General features: G+C 57.4%; 19 protein-coding genes, 1 tRNA gene and 2 rRNA genes (1 of these 22 cut by a window edge). 12 read left to right on the top strand and 10 right to left on the bottom strand.

Translation table 11 applies throughout. The features are described from left to right. The 4 genes from ACWTU9_RS03695 to ACWTU9_RS03680 form a co-directional block, all read left to right on the top strand. Positions 1-1,961, top strand: a 23S ribosomal RNA gene (locus ACWTU9_RS03695); it begins 837 nt to the left of the window's first position. 281 nt (positions 1,962-2,242) lie between these two features. Then, a 5S ribosomal RNA gene (rrf, locus tag ACWTU9_RS03690) occupies positions 2,243-2,357 on the top strand. A 261-nt stretch (positions 2,358-2,618) separates the two neighbouring features. After that, positions 2,619-2,695 (top strand) — tRNA-Met (locus tag ACWTU9_RS03685). 107 nt (positions 2,696-2,802) lie between these two features. Then, positions 2,803-3,021, top strand: coding sequence for a hypothetical protein (locus tag ACWTU9_RS03680; protein ID WP_455857150.1), 219 nt, complete (start codon positions 2,803-2,805; stop codon positions 3,019-3,021). Between the two features lies 1 nt (position 3,022). On the opposite strand, the gene ACWTU9_RS03675 is transcribed toward ACWTU9_RS03680, so the two are convergent. From ACWTU9_RS03675 to ACWTU9_RS03655, 5 genes are all read right to left on the bottom strand, one after another. Next, positions 3,023-4,198, bottom strand: coding sequence for an NAD(P)/FAD-dependent oxidoreductase (locus ACWTU9_RS03675; protein ID WP_455857149.1), 1,176 nt, complete (start codon positions 4,196-4,198; stop codon positions 3,023-3,025). Between the two features lie 66 nt (positions 4,199-4,264). Further along, the gene (locus ACWTU9_RS03670; protein ID WP_455857148.1) at positions 4,265-5,047 is read right to left on the bottom strand and encodes an ABC transporter ATP-binding protein; all 783 of its coding nucleotides are present in this window, start codon (positions 5,045-5,047) and stop codon (positions 4,265-4,267) included. Further along, complete coding sequence (locus ACWTU9_RS03665) at positions 5,044-5,766, bottom strand: ABC transporter permease (RefSeq protein ID WP_455857147.1); 723 nt, start codon at positions 5,764-5,766, stop codon at positions 5,044-5,046. The genes ACWTU9_RS03670 and ACWTU9_RS03665 overlap by 4 nt, the downstream gene beginning before the upstream one ends. Beyond that, the gene (locus ACWTU9_RS03660) at positions 5,766-6,479 is read right to left on the bottom strand and encodes an ABC transporter permease (RefSeq protein WP_455857146.1); all 714 of its coding nucleotides are present in this window, start codon (positions 6,477-6,479) and stop codon (positions 5,766-5,768) included. The genes ACWTU9_RS03665 and ACWTU9_RS03660 overlap by 1 nt, the downstream gene beginning before the upstream one ends. Before the next feature lie 12 nt (positions 6,480-6,491). Next, positions 6,492-7,343, bottom strand: a complete 852-nt coding sequence (locus tag ACWTU9_RS03655; RefSeq protein ID WP_455857145.1) for a transporter substrate-binding domain-containing protein — start codon at positions 7,341-7,343, stop codon at positions 6,492-6,494. 233 nt (positions 7,344-7,576) lie between these two features. On the opposite strand from ACWTU9_RS03655, the gene ACWTU9_RS03650 reads away from it, so the two are divergent. Beyond that, positions 7,577-8,482, top strand: a complete 906-nt coding sequence (locus ACWTU9_RS03650) for a LysR substrate-binding domain-containing protein (protein WP_455857144.1) — start codon at positions 7,577-7,579, stop codon at positions 8,480-8,482. A 495-nt stretch (positions 8,483-8,977) separates the two neighbouring features. Here the strand turns inward: ACWTU9_RS03650 and ACWTU9_RS03645 are convergent, their stop codons facing one another. From ACWTU9_RS03645 to ACWTU9_RS03635, 3 genes are read right to left on the bottom strand one after another with little or no spacing between them, the layout of a single operon-like run. Continuing rightward, positions 8,978-9,880 (bottom strand): DUF6615 family protein, encoded by a 903-nt coding sequence (locus tag ACWTU9_RS03645; protein ID WP_455857143.1) that lies wholly within the window; start codon positions 9,878-9,880, stop codon positions 8,978-8,980. Positions 9,881-9,928: 48 nt separating this feature from the next. Further along, positions 9,929-10,273, bottom strand: coding sequence for a hypothetical protein (locus ACWTU9_RS03640; RefSeq protein WP_455857142.1), 345 nt, complete (start codon positions 10,271-10,273; stop codon positions 9,929-9,931). A gap of 55 nt (positions 10,274-10,328) precedes the next feature. After that, a complete protein-coding gene (locus ACWTU9_RS03635) occupies positions 10,329-10,907 on the bottom strand; it encodes a hypothetical protein (RefSeq protein ID WP_455857141.1) in 579 nt (192 codons plus the stop codon). A 306-nt stretch (positions 10,908-11,213) separates the two neighbouring features. On the opposite strand from ACWTU9_RS03635, the gene ACWTU9_RS03630 reads away from it, so the two are divergent. From ACWTU9_RS03630 to ACWTU9_RS03620, 3 genes are all read left to right on the top strand, one after another. Beyond that, positions 11,214-11,546, top strand: a complete 333-nt coding sequence (locus ACWTU9_RS03630; RefSeq protein WP_455857140.1) for a helix-turn-helix domain-containing protein — start codon at positions 11,214-11,216, stop codon at positions 11,544-11,546. Between the two features lie 124 nt (positions 11,547-11,670). After that, on the top strand, positions 11,671-11,748 hold the full coding sequence (gene cas5, locus ACWTU9_RS03625) for a CRISPR-associated protein Cas5 (RefSeq protein ID WP_455857536.1): 78 nt from the start codon (positions 11,671-11,673) through the stop codon (positions 11,746-11,748). Positions 11,749-11,833: 85 nt separating this feature from the next. Further along, positions 11,834-12,007: a hypothetical protein gene (locus tag ACWTU9_RS03620; protein ID WP_455857139.1), complete on the top strand. Its 174-nt coding sequence runs from the start codon at positions 11,834-11,836 to the stop codon at positions 12,005-12,007. Positions 12,008-12,567: 560 nt separating this feature from the next. Here the strand turns inward: ACWTU9_RS03620 and ACWTU9_RS03615 are convergent. Then, the gene (locus tag ACWTU9_RS03615; RefSeq protein ID WP_455857138.1) at positions 12,568-12,948 is read right to left on the bottom strand and encodes a hypothetical protein; all 381 of its coding nucleotides are present in this window, start codon (positions 12,946-12,948) and stop codon (positions 12,568-12,570) included. Positions 12,949-13,675: 727 nt separating this feature from the next. After that, positions 13,676-14,170, bottom strand: coding sequence for a hypothetical protein (locus ACWTU9_RS03610; RefSeq protein ID WP_455857137.1), 495 nt, complete (start codon positions 14,168-14,170; stop codon positions 13,676-13,678). Between the two features lie 853 nt (positions 14,171-15,023). Here ACWTU9_RS03610 and ACWTU9_RS03605 point away from each other — a divergent pair. From ACWTU9_RS03605 to ACWTU9_RS03590, 4 genes are all read left to right on the top strand, one after another. After that, entirely contained in the window at positions 15,024-16,376 is a 1,353-nt protein-coding gene (locus ACWTU9_RS03605; RefSeq protein WP_455857136.1) for a hypothetical protein, read from the top strand. A gap of 116 nt (positions 16,377-16,492) precedes the next feature. Then, positions 16,493-16,696: a hypothetical protein gene (locus ACWTU9_RS03600; RefSeq protein ID WP_455857135.1), complete on the top strand. Its 204-nt coding sequence runs from the start codon at positions 16,493-16,495 to the stop codon at positions 16,694-16,696. A gap of 143 nt (positions 16,697-16,839) precedes the next feature. After that, positions 16,840-17,334, top strand: coding sequence for a DUF3883 domain-containing protein (locus ACWTU9_RS03595; protein ID WP_455857134.1), 495 nt, complete (start codon positions 16,840-16,842; stop codon positions 17,332-17,334). Next, positions 17,331-17,456 carry a hypothetical protein gene (locus ACWTU9_RS03590; protein ID WP_455857133.1) on the top strand — a complete coding sequence of 42 codons (126 nt, stop codon included), beginning with the start codon at positions 17,331-17,333 and terminating at the stop codon, positions 17,454-17,456. The genes ACWTU9_RS03595 and ACWTU9_RS03590 overlap by 4 nt, the downstream gene beginning before the upstream one ends. Positions 17,457-17,500: the final 44 nt, after the last annotated feature.

The raw sequence follows: 17,500 nt of genomic DNA, 5'->3' as shown, positions 1-17,500 counted from the left end.
GGAAATAGCTGGTTCTCCGCGAAATCTATTTAGGTAGAGCGTCGACCGAATACCCCAGGGGGTAGAGCACTGGATGGGCTAGGGGTCCTCACCGGATTACCAAACCTAACCAAACTCCGAATACCTGGGAGTACTAGTCGGCAGACACACGGCGGGTGCTAACGTCCGTCGTGAAAAGGGAAACAACCCTGACCTACAGCTAAGGTCCCCAAGTTATGGCTAAGTGGGAAAGGATGTGAGGATCCCAAAACAACCAGGATGTTGGCTTAGAAGCAGCCATCATTTAAAGAAAGCGTAACAGCTCACTGGTCTAAATAAGGGTCTTTGCGCCGAAAATGTAACGGGGCTAAAGCCATACACCGAAGCTTAGGGTTCGCAGTAATGCGAGCGGTAGCGGAGCGTTCTGTAAGCTGATGAAGCCATACCCGTGAGGGGTGGTGGAGGTATCAGAAGTGCGAATGCTGACATGAGTAACGTAAGGGGAGTGAGAGACTCCCCCGCCGAAAGACCAAGGGTTCCTGCTTAAAGCTAATCTGAGCAGGGTTAGCCGGCCCCTAAGACGAGGCGGAAACGCGTAGTCGATGGGAACCACGTTAATATTCGTGGGCTTGGAGGTAGTGACGGATCGCACAAGTTGTCCAATCTTATCGGATTGAACGGGCAGCGGAGCGGTTCCAGGAAATAGCTCCTCCTTATAAACCGTACCCGAAACCGACACTGGTGGTCAGGTAGAGTATACCAAGGCGCTTGAGAGAACTATGCTGAAGGAACTCGGCAAATTGCACGCGTAACTTCGGAAGAAGCGTGACCCTTTTCTACGCAAGTAGAGGAGGGTGGCACAGACCAGGGGGTAGCGACTGTTTATCAAAAACACAGGGCTCTGCGAAGTCGCAAGACGACGTATAGGGTCTGACGCCTGCCCGGTGCTGGAAGGTTAAGAGGAGGGGTGCAAGCTCTGAATCGAAGCCCCAGTAAACGGCGGCCGTAACTATAACGGTCCTAAGGTAGCGAAATTCCTTGTCGGGTAAGTTCCGACCTGCACGAATGGCGTAACGACTTCCCCGCTGTCTCCAGCATAGACTCAGTGAAATTGAATTCCCCGTGAAGATGCGGGGTTCCTGCGGTTAGACGGAAAGACCCCGTGCACCTTTACTATAGCTTTACATTGGCATTCGTAGTGGCATGTGTAGGATAGGTGGTAGGCTTTGAAACCTGGGCGCCAGCTCAGGTGGAGCCACCCTTGAAATACCACCCTTATTACTATGGATGTCTAACCGCGGCCCGTTATCCGGGTCCGGGACAATGTATGGTGGGTAGTTTGACTGGGGCGGTCGCCTCCTAAAGAGTAACGGAGGCGCGCGATGGTGGGCTCAGAACGGTCGGAAATCGTTCGCTGAGTGCAATGGCATAAGCCTGCCTGACTGCGAGACTGACAAGTCGAGCAGAGACGAAAGTCGGTCATAGTGATCCGGTGGTCCCGCGTGGAAGGGCCATCGCTCAACGGATAAAAGGTACGCCGGGGATAACAGGCTGATGACCCCCAAGAGTCCATATCGACGGGGTTGTTTGGCACCTCGATGTCGACTCATCGCATCCTGGGGCTGGAGCAGGTCCCAAGGGTATGGCTGTTCGCCATTTAAAGCGGTACGTGAGTTGGGTTCAGAACGTCGTGAGACAGTTCGGTCCCTATCTGCCGTGGGTGTAGGAATATTGAAAGGATCTGTCCCTAGTACGAGAGGACCGGGATGGACGGATCTCTGGTGGACCTGTTGTGGCGCCAGCCGCATAGCAGGGTAGCTATATCCGGACGGGATAACCGCTGAAGGCATCTAAGCGGGAAACCCACCTTAAAACGAGTATTCCCTGAGAACCGTGGAAGACGACCACGTTGATAGGCCGGGTGTGGAAGAGCGGCAACGCTTGAAGCTTACCGGTACTAATAGTTCGATCGGCTTGATCGTTCTCATTCCTTATGCTCATTCGACGAAGTCGAATGGTTTGTTCTCACTCACGCTTGTTCCGCCCTTGCGGGCGGCGCTACGTGGGTGCGGCGCATCAGCGCCGACGGTCGGTCGACCTTGCGAAGCTTCGCTTCGAAAGGCGCCAAGACTGGAAGAACTGAAACGGCACATATAAGACCAGCGAAAACAGCTCTGAGGGGCAAGAGTAGGGCTTTCCCTATTCGCTACTCCCTAATTGCTATTCGCTCAAAAAGCTTCTCGAATAACGTGCGTTTTGCCGACCTGGTGGTTATGGCGGAGCGGCTGCACCCGATCCCATTCCGAACTCGGCCGTGAAACGCTCCAGCGCTGATGGTACTTCGTCTCAAGACGCGGGAGAGTAGGTCGCTGCCAGGTCTGCCAAACGCACGTTAGAACTCTCATCCAGAAATTGGATGAACTGAAATCTTCTCTCTACGATTTTTGTGGTGCATGTCGTTATCCCAAAACCGCTAAGCACTTTTGGGCGGCATGCATGAGGCCCGCCAACGGGAACACGGGCCGCGAAAGCGGCCCTTTCATTTGGTGGCAAAAACATATCCAGCAAGAAATTCCTTGCTGAATTCGGCAAGCAAGCGTTTGCCCGGACGGGACAAGCAAGAGCTTGCCCGGAGGTGACGCGGGGTGGAGCAGCCCGGTAGCTCGTCAGGCTCATAACCTGAAGGTCACAGGTTCAAATCCTGTCCCCGCAACCAATTTTATCATAAATCAATAACCGTCCCGGTCTAACCGGGACGGTTATTGCGTTTTTGGCGATCGGAGATCCGGATTCGAACGCCAGAGGCTAGACGGGTCAGGGAAGATGAAGCAGTCCGATGCCATCGCTTTGAAGCCGCGCGAGCCGTTCGTGATGGCCGGCCTCTGGGAAGAGTATTCAGCTGAGACTACGGGTGAACGGATCCGTACTTTTGCAGGCATCCTCCGATACGGGGAAGGGACAAAAATGGCGGTTCCTTTCGGAAATACGCCCCCCAGCCGCATGGCCGTTGCCAGGCTGGCGCAATCACCGATCGGAAGTTAGATTAGCGGCTGGCAAGCGACCCGTGAAACCGCTTTCGGCAGAAAACTTCGAGGGCATCCGGCTTGTCCCCGCTGAGGATCCATTCCGCGAGATATCTGGCTAAGCCCAGGGCGATTGCGAAGCCGTGGCCGGTCCAAGCAAATCCATAGATCGTATTGTTCAAGGTTGCGGGCGTGTCGACAATCGGGATGCCGTCGACCGCACAAGTTTCGACGCGGGAAGCATCGACCTTCAGGAAGGACGACTCGTCGATGAAGGGTAAGGTCGCGATAGCGTCGGTCAAGCCGAGCGCTATCGAGCTCAGCGATCCTTTCCAGCGCCCCTGAGGCGTATGGGCGACGCTGTGACCGCCCGAGAGCATCAAGGTTCCATCCGAAATCTGCTTGGCGGACAGTTTGCGATGGGCGTGACCCAGAAGATGATTGATCTTTTTGCCGTTCGGGTTGGTGACGAACATCATTTGCGGCATCTGGGTGGTGACGGGCATGATTTCCTGTGGCTGGAGCACGGGCTTCAACAAGGCCAGCACGCCCTTGTTGGCGAGGAGGACGAGCTTTTCGCCGACGGGCACGACGTCGCCGCTCGCCAGCCTCAGCCCCGTTGCTCTCCCATTGGTGTGGAGGATTTCGATGGCACGCGCGCCGGTGCGCAAGGTCGCCCCGGCCTTGCGCGCCTGCCTGGCGAATGCCTGCGTGGCGAAGGTGTGATCGCATACGCCGTCGTCGGGGCAAAAGACGGAACCGATCAGATCGCCAGCCAATTCGGGCTCGCGCGCCAGCGTTTCATCGCGGTTGAGAAGTAGGGAAGGCACGCCGAGCGCGTTCTGTACCATCGCCATCGCTTCCATGCTGCCGCGCACTTCGTGCTCATGCGCGCCATGCGGGATATCGAAGAGATGAAGACCGCCGGTCCGGCGGTAGCCGACGCCACCTTCGAACTGTCGCTCATACTGCGCCCAAAGCGGAAGGCCGACAGTTGCGATCGGCAGCTCGCGCAAGTCGCGGCCGTTGGCACGCACGCCTCGTTCACCGGAGCCGCCCGAAGCGCCAGAAGCGATGTCGTCGGCCTCCAGAAGCGTGACGGTCTTGCCGGCCTGCGCCAGTTCGTAGGCGAGGCTCACGCCGTAAATGCCGCCTCCGACTATGACGATCTCGGACGCGGTGGTCTGTGTGGCCATGGTCTTGTTTTCCTTCTCGGGTATGTGGTGCTGTGACTATCGCATGATCGGGAAAACGCCGTCGGCTCACTCCCGGCCATTGCCGCCGGACAGGAATTGCCGGAAGCGCTCCGACGGAGCGGCGGTGAACATGTCGTGGGGAGTGCCTTCGAGCTCGACCGCACCCTTGTGTAAAAACACGACTTTGCTGGAGACATCCCTGGCGAAGCCCATTTCGTGGGTCACGACGAGCATCGTCCTGCCCTCCTCGGCAAGCGCGCGCATGACGCGCAGGACCTCGCTGACCAGCTCCGGGTCGAGCGCGGACGTCGGCTCATCGAAAAGCATGACCTTCGGATGTTGTGCCAGCGCACGGGCGATCGCCGCCCGCTGCTGCTGACCGCCGGACAAATGCGCGGGATAGTGATTGCGTTTATCGGCGATGCCGACCTTTTCCAGAAGCGCTTCAGCTTCTTCGATACAATCCACGCGGGACCGCTTCTGAACCTGCATCGGGGCCTCGATCAGGTTTTCGAGGATAGTCCTGTGGGACCAGAGATTAAAGTTCTGGAACACCATGCCGATGCTCGCGCGCATGCGCTGCAACTGGCGCCTATCGGCCGGCCGCGTCCTGCCGCCCGCCTGCTTCAGCCGGATGACTTCTCCGCCGACTTCGATCTGCCCGCTATCGGGCGTTTCGAGCATGTTGATGCAGCGCAGCATGGTCGACTTCCCTGATCCTGAAGAGCCGAGGATCGAGATCACGTCGCCTTCCATCGCCTCGAGTGAGATTCCCTTCAGCACCTCGAAGGCGCCGAAGCTCTTGCGCAGATCCTTCAGGCGCAACGCCGGTCTGATCTGGTCGGTCATAAGCCTCCTCCTTTCCCGGGTGCCGCAGCCGCCGGAGGCGGCCGCAGTTCGGCGCTCAGCGCATATTCGGCCCATTGCACGAGCCGCGTGACGACAAAATTGATGAAGAGATAGATGGCGGCCGCCACGATCAGGATCTCGATCGCACGGAAGGATTCCGAAATAAGCTCTGCCGCAAGGCCGGTCACCTCCATCAGGGTGATGATGGACGCCAGCGCCGTCGACTTTATCATCAGGATGAACTCGTTGCCGTACCCCGGCAAAGCGTGGCGCAAGGCGAGCGGGAATACGATACGGCGGTACAGCGTGAAACTCGACATGCCGCATGCCCGCGCCGCCTCGATCTGACCGGGAGGAACCGAAAGCAACGCGCCTCGCACGATCTCGCTGGAATAGGCAGCCGTGTTCAAGGTCAAGGCAATGAGCGCGCACCAATAGGGCTCGCGTAGGACGGGCCACAGAAAGCTGGTTCGCACTGCATGGAACTGGCCAAGACCATGATAGATCAGGAAGATCTGCACAAGCAGCGGCGTGGAGCGGAAGACGAAGACGTACAAGGATGCAGGCCAGGCCAGGAGCCGCAGACCCGACAGCCGCGCCAGGGCGAGAATGATGGCCAGAATGGCGCCGAGCGCCACGGAGGAGACCGCGAGCTGCAATGTCAGCGGCACACCGGTCAGCAGCTTCAGCAGCGTCTGGTAGAGGAACGGGATGTCCATCAGGCCCGCCTCACGCCAACCGCGAGCCGGCCCTCGGTCCGGCGCAGAAGCCATGTCGAAAACGACGAGATGGCCAGATAGAGGACGGCGGCGGCGAAGAAGAAGGTGAATGGCTGTCCAGTCGATCCGGCGCCGATCTGCGCCTGCCGCAGGATTTCCACGAGCCCGGTGACCGAGACCAGCGCGGATTCCTTCAGCACCAGCTGCCAGACATTGCCGAGGCCTGGCAGCGCATGACGCAGCACCAGCGGCGCGACGATCCGGCGGAACGTCGTCACAGGGGACATGCCGCAGGCGATTGCCGCCTCGATCTCACCCGGCGAGACCGCGCGATAGGCGCCTCGCATGACTTCGGCCTGATAGGCCCCGGACACCAGCCCGATCGCCAGCGCACCGGCCATGAAGCCCGGCAGGCTGAAGAAACCCGAAAAGCCGAACAGAGCGGCCAGCGGGGTGAGCACCGCGCTTGAGCCGAAATAGAAGAGATAGATGACGAGGATGTCAGGTATGCCGCGAAGCACCGTGGTGTAGGTATCGGCAACCAAGCGTGGAAGGATGCCTCCCTTGATCTTTGCCCATGCGCCGAAGCTGCCGGCCAGAAGGCCGAAGACGTAGCCGGTCAAGGCTACCGCCAAGGTCATCATCGCGGCTTGAAGCAGCGCCGCCCCCCAGCCGGCGGCGCCGAAGCCCAGAACGAAATCGGAAGCCGTCATCGCGGGTTCGTTTCAGTTCTTCGCGGAGATGTCGACGCCGAACCATTTTTCCGTCAGCGCCTTGTTGAAACCGTCGGCGTTGACGGCGTGGATTGCGGCATTGAATGCGTCCTTCAATGCCGTGTCGCTCTTGCGGAAGGCCACGCATGTTCCGCTGGCTAGGAGAAAACTCGGTCCGACGAGTTCCGCCTCGGCCATGTCGGGCCGTTTCAGAGCCTCGGCGAGAACCGTGATGTTGGCCATGGTCAGTTCGATCCGACCCGCCAGAACATCGAGATTGGCTTCGTCCTGCGTCTTATAGGATCTGACCGTGACCACGCCCTTCAGATACTCTTCGACGAACTTGCCGGCGGTCGTCGACCCCTGGATGCCGAGGACTTTCCCCTTGAGCGCCGTGTCGAGCTTTTTGATTACCTCCTTGGCGTCCTTCGATCCCGCCGCATTGTCGCGAAGGTCGAACTTGCCGTGCCAGGGCAGGGCCTCGGCCAGCCCGCTGCCCTTCATGGCCAGGAAAGCGTTGGGCGCGGTCGAATAGGGATCCGAGAACGTGGCCACTTGCGCCCGCTCGGGCGTGACGCCCATGGATGCTATTATGGCATCGAATTTTCCGGCGTTCAGCGCCGGCAGCATCCCGTCCCAGTTCTGCGCGACGATCTCACATTGTGCCTTCATGCGCTTGCACAATTCCTTGGCAAGATCGATTTCGTAACCGGCAAGTGTGCCGTCCGGGAGCGTATAGTTCCACGGTGCATAAGCGCCCTCCGTTGCGATTCGGATATGAAGCGCGTCCTGCGCCCAGGCTTCTCCTGACGAACAAAGGCCGGCAAGCGATATCGCCGCCGCCACGATGGCGTTTCTGATCATGTGAAGTTCCCTCTCTTGTTTATGAAGCCCGGAACCTCACCGCCGACGATAGGAAAAACAAATATCCTCAATCCGAGTAAGGCGAGGACGTCGGATGCCTTTGTGGGACTGTCAGCGGTGGGTTCTTGCGCTCGAATAGAGATGAATCCGCGAAAAAATTCCAATACGAAATATTTGGCGGCTCATAGAGTTTTCCTATAGGATTCGCCTATGCGAACCTCTAAAGACACCCCATGAACTACAAGCAACTGGAAGCTTTCCGAGCCGTCATGGAGGCCGGAACGGTCACCGGCGCCAGCGAGCTTCTGCATATCGCCCAGCCCTCGGTCAGCGCGCATATCTCGAACCTGGAACATGCCCTGAAAATTCCGCTCTTCATTCGTCGCGCGGGACGTCTCGTGCCGACGGCGGAAGCCATGCTCCTCAACGAAGAGGTCGGGCGAATCGTCAAAGGTATGGCGCGAATACGGCGCTTGGCCGGGGATATTCAGCAGCTGGAAGCCGGGCGCCTGTTGATCGGTGTCTATCCGGCGCTTGCGAGCATTGTCCTGCCGCGCTTCCTGAAGGCATTTGCCGGACGCCATCCGAAGGCTCGCATGAGCATCTTTCCCGCGGCCTCGCTGCGGATCGCGGAATTGACGGCAAATAAAGAGATCGACCTCGGCCTCGTTCAGATGCCGGTGGTGGATCCCGCGATCGCCTGCGATCTGATTTTCCAGACGGAATGCGTCTGCGTGGCGCCGCTCGACCACGCGTTCGCCAATGACGACTTGATTTCCGCATCCCAACTCGAGGGAGAGGAATTTATCGCGCTTGGGCGAGAGGACCGCACGCGGCAGGACATCGAGCGCGCTTTGGACGACGCCGGTGTTGCCGTCGGCTACCGTTTCGAAACACCATTCGCCGACACGGCCTGCGCCCTGGTCGCACAGGGCCTGGGCGTTTCGATCGTCGACCCATTCTCGGCCGCTCGATGGTCAGGCAAATTGACGATACTTCCTTTCAGCCCTCAGCTTCTCTGCCACATCTACATGACCCGAAACAGGGCCCAGGTCTCCTCCATGCTTCAGCAGGCCTTCGAGCGAGAGTTCCGAACCGCTCTCGAAGAGAATATGACCGGAAACACTCGTTTGTTTTAGAATGCGGCCGAGACCGACACTGCTCTGTCAGATCAGCAGCAACCCCAAGCATTGCCGGCCGAGGATGATGCGGTCGTGCGCGGCGATGCTCAAGCGGACGGTCTAAAGGCGGTGGGGATAAATTAGGCAGCGAGCTGCGGATTTCCCTAACCCTTCGCTTCGGCTCGTCATGGAGAATGCAGGCGACCACCGATGTGCCGAACCTATTCAATTGACATTCGGATGAAGCCGTTACCCGCGGCAATACCAGTCGCACTGGTCCACGATAGCGCGCCGTTAAAGGTAAATGCTTGTTTTAGTATCTGCTATTACCATCGTGCGGTCAGTGTGGCCGCGCGAGACCCTTTCGCCCAAATGGTGGATTTGAAGTGGTAGCGGGAGAGGGAAACGAACGGTCGCGTTGCAGCTTATTGGATTTAAACGGCTTTTCTTCCTGTAGTGGTATCAGAATGGTACCAGATTTATGCACCCCCTGTCACCTTTCTAGCCAACAGGTCAGCCCGAACTGTCCACATCAGAGGCGATTTTGGGAGTTCTGCCGTCCTCGGTTCGACCCGACATGAACGTGATAGTAGGCCGTTCGAGAGCGTCGTTTACTCGGATCGCCAGTCCATCCGGCACACGCCGGTAGGGGTGATCGCCAACGCTCTTTTCGACTGGGGAGAACAGGTATCGCCTTACCCCGTCGTCGTCATCCCCTCGTTTATTAAAAGGTCCGCTCCTCCAAACGTCGTCTAATCTACCCACTACAGCATCAGGCGTCGGCACGGTTCCGTGCAAGGTTCCGGATGGGCAAAGCAACGCTTCGAGGCCGAAAAGATGCGGGCGCAAATGGCTAAGCCTTTTGTGGTGCAATCGCTTTGGGACGGCGGCAAGTTTCACATCCATCTCGCTCACAATGTCCTTTGCAAAAGCGAGGTTGATGCCCCTGACCGCTGGACCCGGTGTCGAAAAGTAGGGGTCCCTCGTCACGGTACCGTGGTTGTAGAACATGTACAGCGGTAGACGCGGGCCGCTCATTGCTGCGAGGGTTTTGTACTGAAAGTTCCTAGAGTTCTTGGGAACCGTATGGAGAAGTTCGTTGTACGCCCGGTGTCGGATCGCGACAGCTTTGCCAGAATTCCTATGAGCATTCAGTCTTTTAGCTTGTAGCCTAACCAGTAGGACCGTCCCGCTAGAAATGTGATTGAAGTCAAGGTCAATGTCGCCGCCTGTAGTGGCCTCAGGGGGATACTCGATGACTAGCTCAGGCCCCGCGAAGGCAGCCAGGGCGCCGGTAAAAATGTCGGTCAAAGTCTCCTCGCGGAAGCGCCCTCTTTTCAGTTTGCTCTCTCTATCGAGCAGATTTCCAACCAGTTGAGGAAGCTTCTTGGCAAGCTCACACATCGTAGCTGTCATGCACGTCAACCTTTTGATCGAGTGGGCGCTATTGCAGGCCACAGCCAGCTATTTAGGGATGGGCATCCAGTGAGTGAACGGAAAGTCACTGCCCTCATAGTCTATGAATTGCTTTCGATAATCATTCCAAGACACTGCACGTACAAGCTCGGCTGCCTCGCTTAAGTGCCGGTCGATAACGAGGATTGGCATTGTCTTCGGAGGCTGATGCCTAGAAGCGTCTCTCCATGAACTTTCGACCGCAGCCGCGTCGACAAAAGTCCATTTCTCAATAGGTTCATCCTTGAGTAAGGGAGTTTGATATGAGCGCAATTTGTCACCGACTATATTCATTGCTGCCAACGCACTATCGGCAACCACCGTTATTGATACCTTTACCTCGAAGTGGGTCATCCCTTCTCCCTCGGTCGTTCAAAAGCATTTATGGTTGAGCAAACATTCTAGGCGCTCAAAATCGCTTTATGACTGCTTTCCAATCGCCGCCGACGAAAGCGTCGACTGATTTTCTCAGTTTATCGTCTTTCATGGGGCGCCAGGCGTTTCTTTCGAACCCATCGTACCCAATCTCTTTGTTCGATCCCAAAGCGATCGACGAGCAGATGGATTGAATGTAGTCAATGTCTTCGAGCAGCGATTTGGCGTCCTTGCCTTTACCCGTCTGCTTTCCGTGAAATATTCGGTTGCGGTCCCACTGGATGTCAGAAAGCCTTTTGCGGTGCCGCCTTTGCTCACCGCCTAGCCAGTCCCAAACCGAATGACCTGTAAGCCTCTCAATCGCTCGGAAAACCTTTTCAAATGACAGGTCCTTATGATTGCTGAGAGCTTCCACCACTTCGCCTTCTCCCCCCTCCGTGCCGTTGTCAAAAACGCTTGCCTGTCGCAATACGCGGACCAGAATTCTCCGTATTTGACGCTCGAATTTTATCCAGGTTAGGCAGTAAGCATCGACAGTGCGGGTGGCGGTCGTTGTTCCTAGAACTGCGTTTACAGTCTCGAACTCAGTTCGCATATTTGCGGGGAATTCCACTTTTATCTCCTCACTCTAAGCAGACGGGTGGGCGCTCTCGGCAGAAGGGTATCTGCTAGATGCCATAATTGTTTGCTGCAAGAAATTTGAAATTATGCAAGCACTAGCGACTTGGCTTTTCGGCAGGGATTGCATTCGGTTGACGCTCCCATCCAACGACATTTGGCCACTCATGAGATCAAGCTTTCCATTCTCGGGCGCGCGAGCCTTTCAGAGGCCAAATCGCTTACAACGGCAGATGAGGCCTTTCGTACCCAGTACGAATATGCTAGAATGTGGGCTTCCGATTTTCTCAGGAGCAAACATATGAGCCCCGATGATTTCAAGGCTTGGCGGCACTCAATGAATTGGACCCAGCAGGATGCGGCTGATGCGCTGCATCTGTCACATGGAACGATTGAGAACTACGAAAGGGGAAAGCGACGTGAGGACAACCGCCCCGTGGACATCCCTTTTACAGTAGCATTTACGTGCGCGGCTTACGCGATTGTAGCAGCTGAAGGCGAAGGAACCTTTCTGCACCGCCTCACCTCGACAAGCGTTCGGGATGGTCTTCCGACCGAGGGGGAGGCCGAAAGGGCACGAGCTATCGAGGCGCGAGAATTTGCCCAGGAGGTCTATTCTCGCTTGTTGAAATAGTAGCGTCACCGCATGTGGCGAAGACAGCGCGGTTTGAAAGGCTCATGTGATCGCAAAAACGATGAAGCTCTGCGCAGACGGTGAGAACGGCTAATGGCGGAAGCCGCCAGCCTGATGACGGGGCATACCGAACTTCTCTGCGCAAATTTTTCTTGTACCTCCCCCGAGCGCTGCGATTGGCCTGATACACAAAGCAAAGTGATTTGGGGTCGAGCTCGCCGTGGCAGTCAAGAAATCTGATATTTACAGACGCATCTGGCAGGGGTGCGATGTGTTGCGCGGGGGGCATGGACGCCTTGCAATACAAGGATTACGTGCTCTCGATCCTCTTCGTCAAATATGTTTCGGACAAGTACGCCGGCCGGCCATATGGAGCCATAAAGGTTCCGCAGGGATCGAGCTTTGCCGATATGGTCGCCCTCAAGGGCAGGACCGACATTGGCGATCAGATCAAGCGGTGATGAGACCGGGTATGCGCGTGGAGCCGACGCCGATCATTGGCGTTCTAAACGTCTTGATCTGAGCCGTTAGCGGACTGGTAGCTTCCGGCCCAGAAGCCGTCGCCGGACCGTTCCATAATCAGAGACCGACTCTTGGTTCATGGAAGTTATTTCTGCATTGCGCCCGGTCCAACTGCGCGTGCACATGTGGACGCTGGGTGTCTCGATCCGCAGTGGTGACCGGAGTTCTCATTCTGGGGGTTCGAGTCGGTAGAGGGCTACCGCCAATACAGCGCTGTTGTTGAAATCGTCTGCTAACGGACAATTCGCGGTGAGTTTATACGATTAGATCTCGTTTTGCTTCAACCGAGTTGCGGCGCTGATATCAAGGGGTTCAGATAGCCGCATCGGCAGAATTGCGTCTGTCCGCGCACCGTTCAGCTCGTTGCTATCTCATTCGGATGTGCAACGAGGGCCTACTCATCAAGGTTGGCCATGGAGCGTGTCGCGCAGCAGATTAGGAGGCGACATGACCAGGGTTCGGGGTGACGCTCGATCCGCCAACGTGACGGCGACAGGCCCTAGTGATCGGAGCGAGCCGTGGGAATGAGATCCAGAGGCATCAGAAATTCGAACTCGTCCAGACAACTATCGAAATCGCCATTGAAGGTTCGAACTGCTCTATCTTTGCCCACCAAGACGATCTGATATGCGTTCTCTGCCGGGTCGAGCGCCCACCAATAGCCCTCGCGAACTGTCGATGGATCGATGGCGCCCTCCGTTGGCCAGAGGCTCGTATCAAGTCGTTGCAGTAGCTCGAATTCTATCAAGTCGAATGGATCGTTATCTCCGACGCGATTGGCCATTTGGCCAAAGGAATAAGAACCTATGTCGATGATCTCGGGCCGATCATCCTCCTGCCGAATGCTAATCGCCCACCAATAGCCACTCTGTATCCGCATGACTCCATCTCCAAACGTGTTCGTTCGGCCGCAGACGTGCATGAGCGGGTCAGCAGGCCAGTGATGCGTTCAAGGAGTTGTCTTGGGCAGCCGTGCTGCTCGTTGTCTACGACGTAAGGGCTCCCCCGTCGTCGGTTATCACGCGGCTTAGCCAAGATGCCCAGGGCCGCTTCTCTCAAGGCACGGCATGGAATTTATCCGGCGCGATCAGGCAGTCAAGAGCGCTACATACCCAGGCTATGAAGCCAGGACTAGCCGTCGCTTCGTTCCACAGCTTTCATCCACCGGCACACCTGACCAGTCCTGCCCACCCCACCCGAATCCATGATCACTGGGATGTAGCCAAAGTTAGACACGCACTTCTGGACGTCGCTCAATATCTGTTGGCAGATCTCGACCGGTACGGGGGTAAAATCGAATGTTGGTCGCTCTAAGACGATGTACCCAGGTGCATTCTCATCTAACCAGTTTTGGAAGCTGAAGCCCTTTTTGTCGAACGAGTAGAATGACCATTCACTCATATAACCTCTGGGCTTTATGCCAAGCATCGAAATAATGACCCGGCATGTTGGAGGCAAGCCGTGAAGCCAATCAACAATCTGCTGATCGGACACTTTTGCGGAGGCCGACGCCTCGTTCCCTGTTCGACCTGGTCGGGCAGCCGTACAAAACCTGGCGCCGCCTTGGGTCTGCGGGAGTTGCCAGTGCCGAAGCCGAAATGGTTTCCTCATGCTTTGGCAAACGATCCATTTAGTGGACTTGCCGATGGTCGTTCACCACACACAGCCTCGATGCCCGTCTCCCGGATAGCCAGACCGACGGCTTTCTCTATCTCCCAGACCACCAGCCGCAAACGCTCCATGGTTCGCGCAGTCCTACGCGGCCCGTCCTTGTCAAGCTTGTAGTCGTATCGGATCCGCGTGTATTCGTTCGCGACCGTGCGCGAGCGGATGAAGTCTTCTACCTCGATCGGCACCTCCAACCCGAGGCGTCTTCCTTCGTCCAGCATGTCCAAGAAATGATGCTGATAGGCCCGGATGTCAGCCGGGGTTTTGCCGTAGAGAAGCAGGAAGCTTCGCAGGTAGTGCTCTAACGCTTGAAAGTAGAGAAATCTGCGAGGATGATCGGAAATGCACGGCCGAATTTGGGGGGAGACCAAGGCAAGAGCATCAGCGTTCGCCCGATACGTTTGGGCGAAAAGAAAGACGCCAAACGGCGTCATTCCCGATCCATATACCTTCGGCTTTTTGGCTGCACCATCTCCCATGGTCAGCGAAGATGCCGCCTTCGGTCTCGGAGGGCAAGTCTCTCCCAGTTAAACGCGATTTCAGCAATCGCTAACGGAAGGCGAGGACGCCTGCGTCACCGGCGTCTGGATGTCGCAGGGTCAGCCAACGCGCCAAACTCTCGCTTTTTCTAACGAAGCTTCTGGCAGCGGGAGAGGGCCGCCAATACAGCGCTGCAACCGAGTTCGTCTGTTGAAAGTATTCGCAAGCAGGGTCGACAGAATCACATCCTGTCGCCTGCTGTGGTGGCCGGCTGATTTGAACTGTCATCAGGGGCTCGCAAGTAGGCGAAGCCGACGCCGTGGGACAAACAAGCCAAAATCCTGTCCCCGCAACCGATTTCATCATAAATCAATAACCGCCTCGGTCTAACCGGGGCGGTTTTTTGTTGGCGGACGCTCAATCGTCGAAGTCGATCGTCAGCCGGCCGAAATGGCATAGTCTTTCAACACAAATTGCCCCAACGCCATCCTTCCCGCCCTGGGCTTCGCGGCCAACCAGATGGTGCCGACCCAGCAATGCGCTATCAATCCAGCATTGAGCGCAAAGTCGAGCTCTCGTCTAGAGCACGCGCGACACTGGCGTTTCTCTCTTTTGAACATCTGTCGAACCGGCAAGGACGCAGCTGAGGAATGTGACGGCGTAAAGACAGCTAGTCGCCGAACTCGTAGGCTCTCTCCGACGGTCGCTCCTGGGCGCTAATAGTGCGGTCGCCCCTGAGCGAGCCCATTGCATTTTGAGAGCGACCCCAATGAATCGCATATGGGAGGATCGGCAAGAGGCACATGCATGACACGACGAGAATTCTCCCGCGAAGAGCTCTTCGCGTTAGTCTGGGAAAGGCCGACAAGCGAGGTCGCAAAGGATCTTGGTATTTCCGATGTGGCGCTCGCCAAGCTTTGCAGGCGCCTGCAGGTCCCCAAGCCACCTCGAGGCTATTGGGCCAAGATTCACGCAGGACGAGGTCCTCGGCGCCCACCATTGGGTGCCTTCCGCGAGGAGATCGATCGGCGCCGGCGCGAAACCGCGCGCATCGAAGCAGCCGGAACTCTCTCCAGTCTTCAACAGCAATTCTACAGTGCCGCGGTAGCTGACCTGAAGGCGCAAGGTGTCGACGCTGCGGTTACCGGAAACAGACTCCCGAAACTCGAACCGAACCTCGCGGCGCAACTTTTGCTGCTGATCCAGAACCGCGCTCACGAGTGGGTCAAGCAGGGAAAGATCGATGCCCGCTGGAGCCACTCACTGCAGGGAAGCGCTGCGAGTCTCGTCGGAAAGCTGCTTCCATTCGCCCAACCCCAGCTTCTCATGTTCGAGAGCGAGCAAAGGAACCGGTGGTCGAGCGGGAACGGTCCCGCCGTTCTTGTCCGCTTGACCGTTCCCTTACAAGAGCGGATTGCCTCGCTGGTGCGCATGGTTCGTGAACACCAACTCCACCATGTGGTGATGCCACTGACGTCGGCTGACCATTCCTGGTCTGCCCGCTACATCCACACTCCGGATTCGCGCATGTTTCTAGACAGCACCCTCTGCATCTCCGCCTCAGAAATCTGGGTGCAAAGCACGCGACGTGCCTGGCGCGAGGAAGAGCCCCCTGAGTGCATCAGCACCGGAAGGTTGGCGCTGCGTGAAATTATGCCAATCGACTACATGCCCACTCGTGAAGTACCTCTGCCTCCTTCCATTACCAGAGCGACTGTTGCGCCCTACCGCGATCGGCTCCGAGCACTAATAGACGCGGAGCAGGTATGCGAAATGCTGTCTGGAGCCGCGCGCGCGATGGAGCGAAACGTGCCGAACGAGACCCTCGCGTTGGCCGACAGAATCTGGTTCGGCGCTGACCGCCCGTTTCGTTCGGCCCGAGATGCCTGGTCGCGAATCGATGAAGAGCTGGAGCAATGGGAAACGGAGCTTGAGGTCGAACGCTCGGCGGTGGCAAAATCAATCCTCGGGATCGATATCGGTGATATCGTTACTGGGCAGGTTCAAGGTCGTAGCGTCCGCATCTCTGTAACGAGCACGGCCGTCTTCTCTAGCGAGAAAGGCATCATCTTTGTGGTCGACGGAACTCGCTTCCGGAAGGACGGCACGCTCGGCAAGCAGCAGGACGCGATCAGGTTGTATTTTGCAAATGAGGTGTAGACGGCCTGGCGTATCCAAGAAGGCAAGCCGCCCGCTGTCGTGCGCTGGTCGTGTTGCCGCAGCTGCTGTTGTGATTAAGCTTTGATACTTCCTCGTTAGATGAAGCGACGTCTCCAATGCCTGTCGACTGGTCGGACGAACAGAATGACGCAATCGTCGCGAATTATTTCGCGATGTTGGGTCGCGACGTCACCGGGCAGCCCTATAGCAAGGCCGGGCATAATCGTCTCCTTCAGGCCGCGATCGGCCGCCCGCGCGGCTCGATAGAGTACAAGCACCAGAATATTAGCGCGGTCCTCAAGGGGCTCGGAGAGACCTGATCCCCGGCTACAAGCCGGCCTTTAATTTCCAGGCATCGCTCATCGACGCCGTGGTGAGATGGCTTGATCGTCACCCGGAGTGGCTTGCGCCCGCCGCGCGCACCGAAATGCGCCGCCCGCAGTCAGCATTACTGGAGGAGGCGATGCTGTGGATCGGCCCGCCGCCGACGCACAGCAATGCTCCGCCGCCCGACGAGACCGAGCAGATGGCCGCTATCGCCCGCAAGCACGATATCGCCCAGCGGGACGCCCAGAACCGGGCGCTCGGCCGTGCAGGAGAGGAGCGCATCCTCGCCCATGAGCGCACTAGCCTGCTCGCTGCCGGACGCACCGACCTTGCCAACCAAATCCGTTGGGTGTCGCACGTCGATGGCGATGGGGCGGGCTATGATATTCGGAGCTTCGACCTAGATGGCAGCGATCGTCTGATTGAGGTGAAGACGACAAATGGCTGGGAACGCACACCGTTCCACATTACGCGAAACGAACTGGCGGCCTCTGATCGTCATCGCAACGACTGGCTGCTGTTGAGACTGTGGAACTTCGCTCGTGAACCCCGGGCATTCGAACTGACTCCGCCGCTTGAGGCCCATGTGAGTTTGATGGCAAGCGTCTACCGAGCGAGCTTCCAGCCATGACCGGGAGCGTCCACTCGATTGTTGGGCTGATCGCGCGCGACCTTACCGAGGCCGTGCGCGACCGTTCGAAGGAGCTTTCAAGGCTTGATGTCGAGTCGATGTTGATTGCCACTGAGAACTGACCCGGCGACACAGGATATTTCCACCGAGAATTGACCCATGTTTG

The organism is Mesorhizobium sp. 128a (assembly GCF_053848025.1).
Note: the sequence above shows the minus strand (reverse complement) of the source record. Positions and strands in the feature narration are given on the sequence as shown.

What these genes read in the sequence shown, in the direction of transcription:
- ACWTU9_RS03640 (WP_455857142.1), bottom strand. Translation starts at nt 10,273, where the DNA reads ATGACCCACTTCGAGGTAAAGGTATCAATAACGGTGGTTGCCGATAGT.
- ACWTU9_RS03615 (WP_455857138.1), bottom strand. Translation starts at nt 12,948, where the DNA reads ATGCGGATACAGAGTGGCTATTGGTGGGCGATTAGCATTCGGCAGGAG.
- ACWTU9_RS03670 (WP_455857148.1), bottom strand. Translation starts at nt 5,047, where the DNA reads ATGACCGACCAGATCAGACCGGCGTTGCGCCTGAAGGATCTGCGCAAG.
- ACWTU9_RS03620 (WP_455857139.1), top strand. Translation starts at nt 11,834, where the DNA reads ATGGACGCCTTGCAATACAAGGATTACGTGCTCTCGATCCTCTTCGTC.
- ACWTU9_RS03665 (WP_455857147.1), bottom strand. Translation starts at nt 5,766, where the DNA reads ATGGACATCCCGTTCCTCTACCAGACGCTGCTGAAGCTGCTGACCGGT.
- ACWTU9_RS03590 (WP_455857133.1), top strand. Translation starts at nt 17,331, where the DNA reads ATGACCGGGAGCGTCCACTCGATTGTTGGGCTGATCGCGCGCGACCTT.
- ACWTU9_RS03675 (WP_455857149.1), bottom strand. Translation starts at nt 4,198, where the DNA reads ATGGCCACACAGACCACCGCGTCCGAGATCGTCATAGTCGGAGGCGGC.
- ACWTU9_RS03630 (WP_455857140.1), top strand. Translation starts at nt 11,214, where the DNA reads ATGAGCCCCGATGATTTCAAGGCTTGGCGGCACTCAATGAATTGGACC.
- ACWTU9_RS03650 (WP_455857144.1), top strand. Translation starts at nt 7,577, where the DNA reads ATGAACTACAAGCAACTGGAAGCTTTCCGAGCCGTCATGGAGGCCGGA.
- ACWTU9_RS03600 (WP_455857135.1), top strand. Translation starts at nt 16,493, where the DNA reads ATGCCTGTCGACTGGTCGGACGAACAGAATGACGCAATCGTCGCGAAT.
- ACWTU9_RS03610 (WP_455857137.1), bottom strand. Translation starts at nt 14,170, where the DNA reads ATGACGCCGTTTGGCGTCTTTCTTTTCGCCCAAACGTATCGGGCGAAC.
- ACWTU9_RS03680 (WP_455857150.1), top strand. Translation starts at nt 2,803, where the DNA reads ATGAAGCAGTCCGATGCCATCGCTTTGAAGCCGCGCGAGCCGTTCGTG.
- ACWTU9_RS03605 (WP_455857136.1), top strand. Translation starts at nt 15,024, where the DNA reads ATGACACGACGAGAATTCTCCCGCGAAGAGCTCTTCGCGTTAGTCTGG.
- ACWTU9_RS03595 (WP_455857134.1), top strand. Translation starts at nt 16,840, where the DNA reads ATGCTGTGGATCGGCCCGCCGCCGACGCACAGCAATGCTCCGCCGCCC.
- ACWTU9_RS03660 (WP_455857146.1), bottom strand. Translation starts at nt 6,479, where the DNA reads ATGACGGCTTCCGATTTCGTTCTGGGCTTCGGCGCCGCCGGCTGGGGG.
- ACWTU9_RS03645 (WP_455857143.1), bottom strand. Translation starts at nt 9,880, where the DNA reads ATGACAGCTACGATGTGTGAGCTTGCCAAGAAGCTTCCTCAACTGGTT.
- ACWTU9_RS03655 (WP_455857145.1), bottom strand. Translation starts at nt 7,343, where the DNA reads ATGATCAGAAACGCCATCGTGGCGGCGGCGATATCGCTTGCCGGCCTT.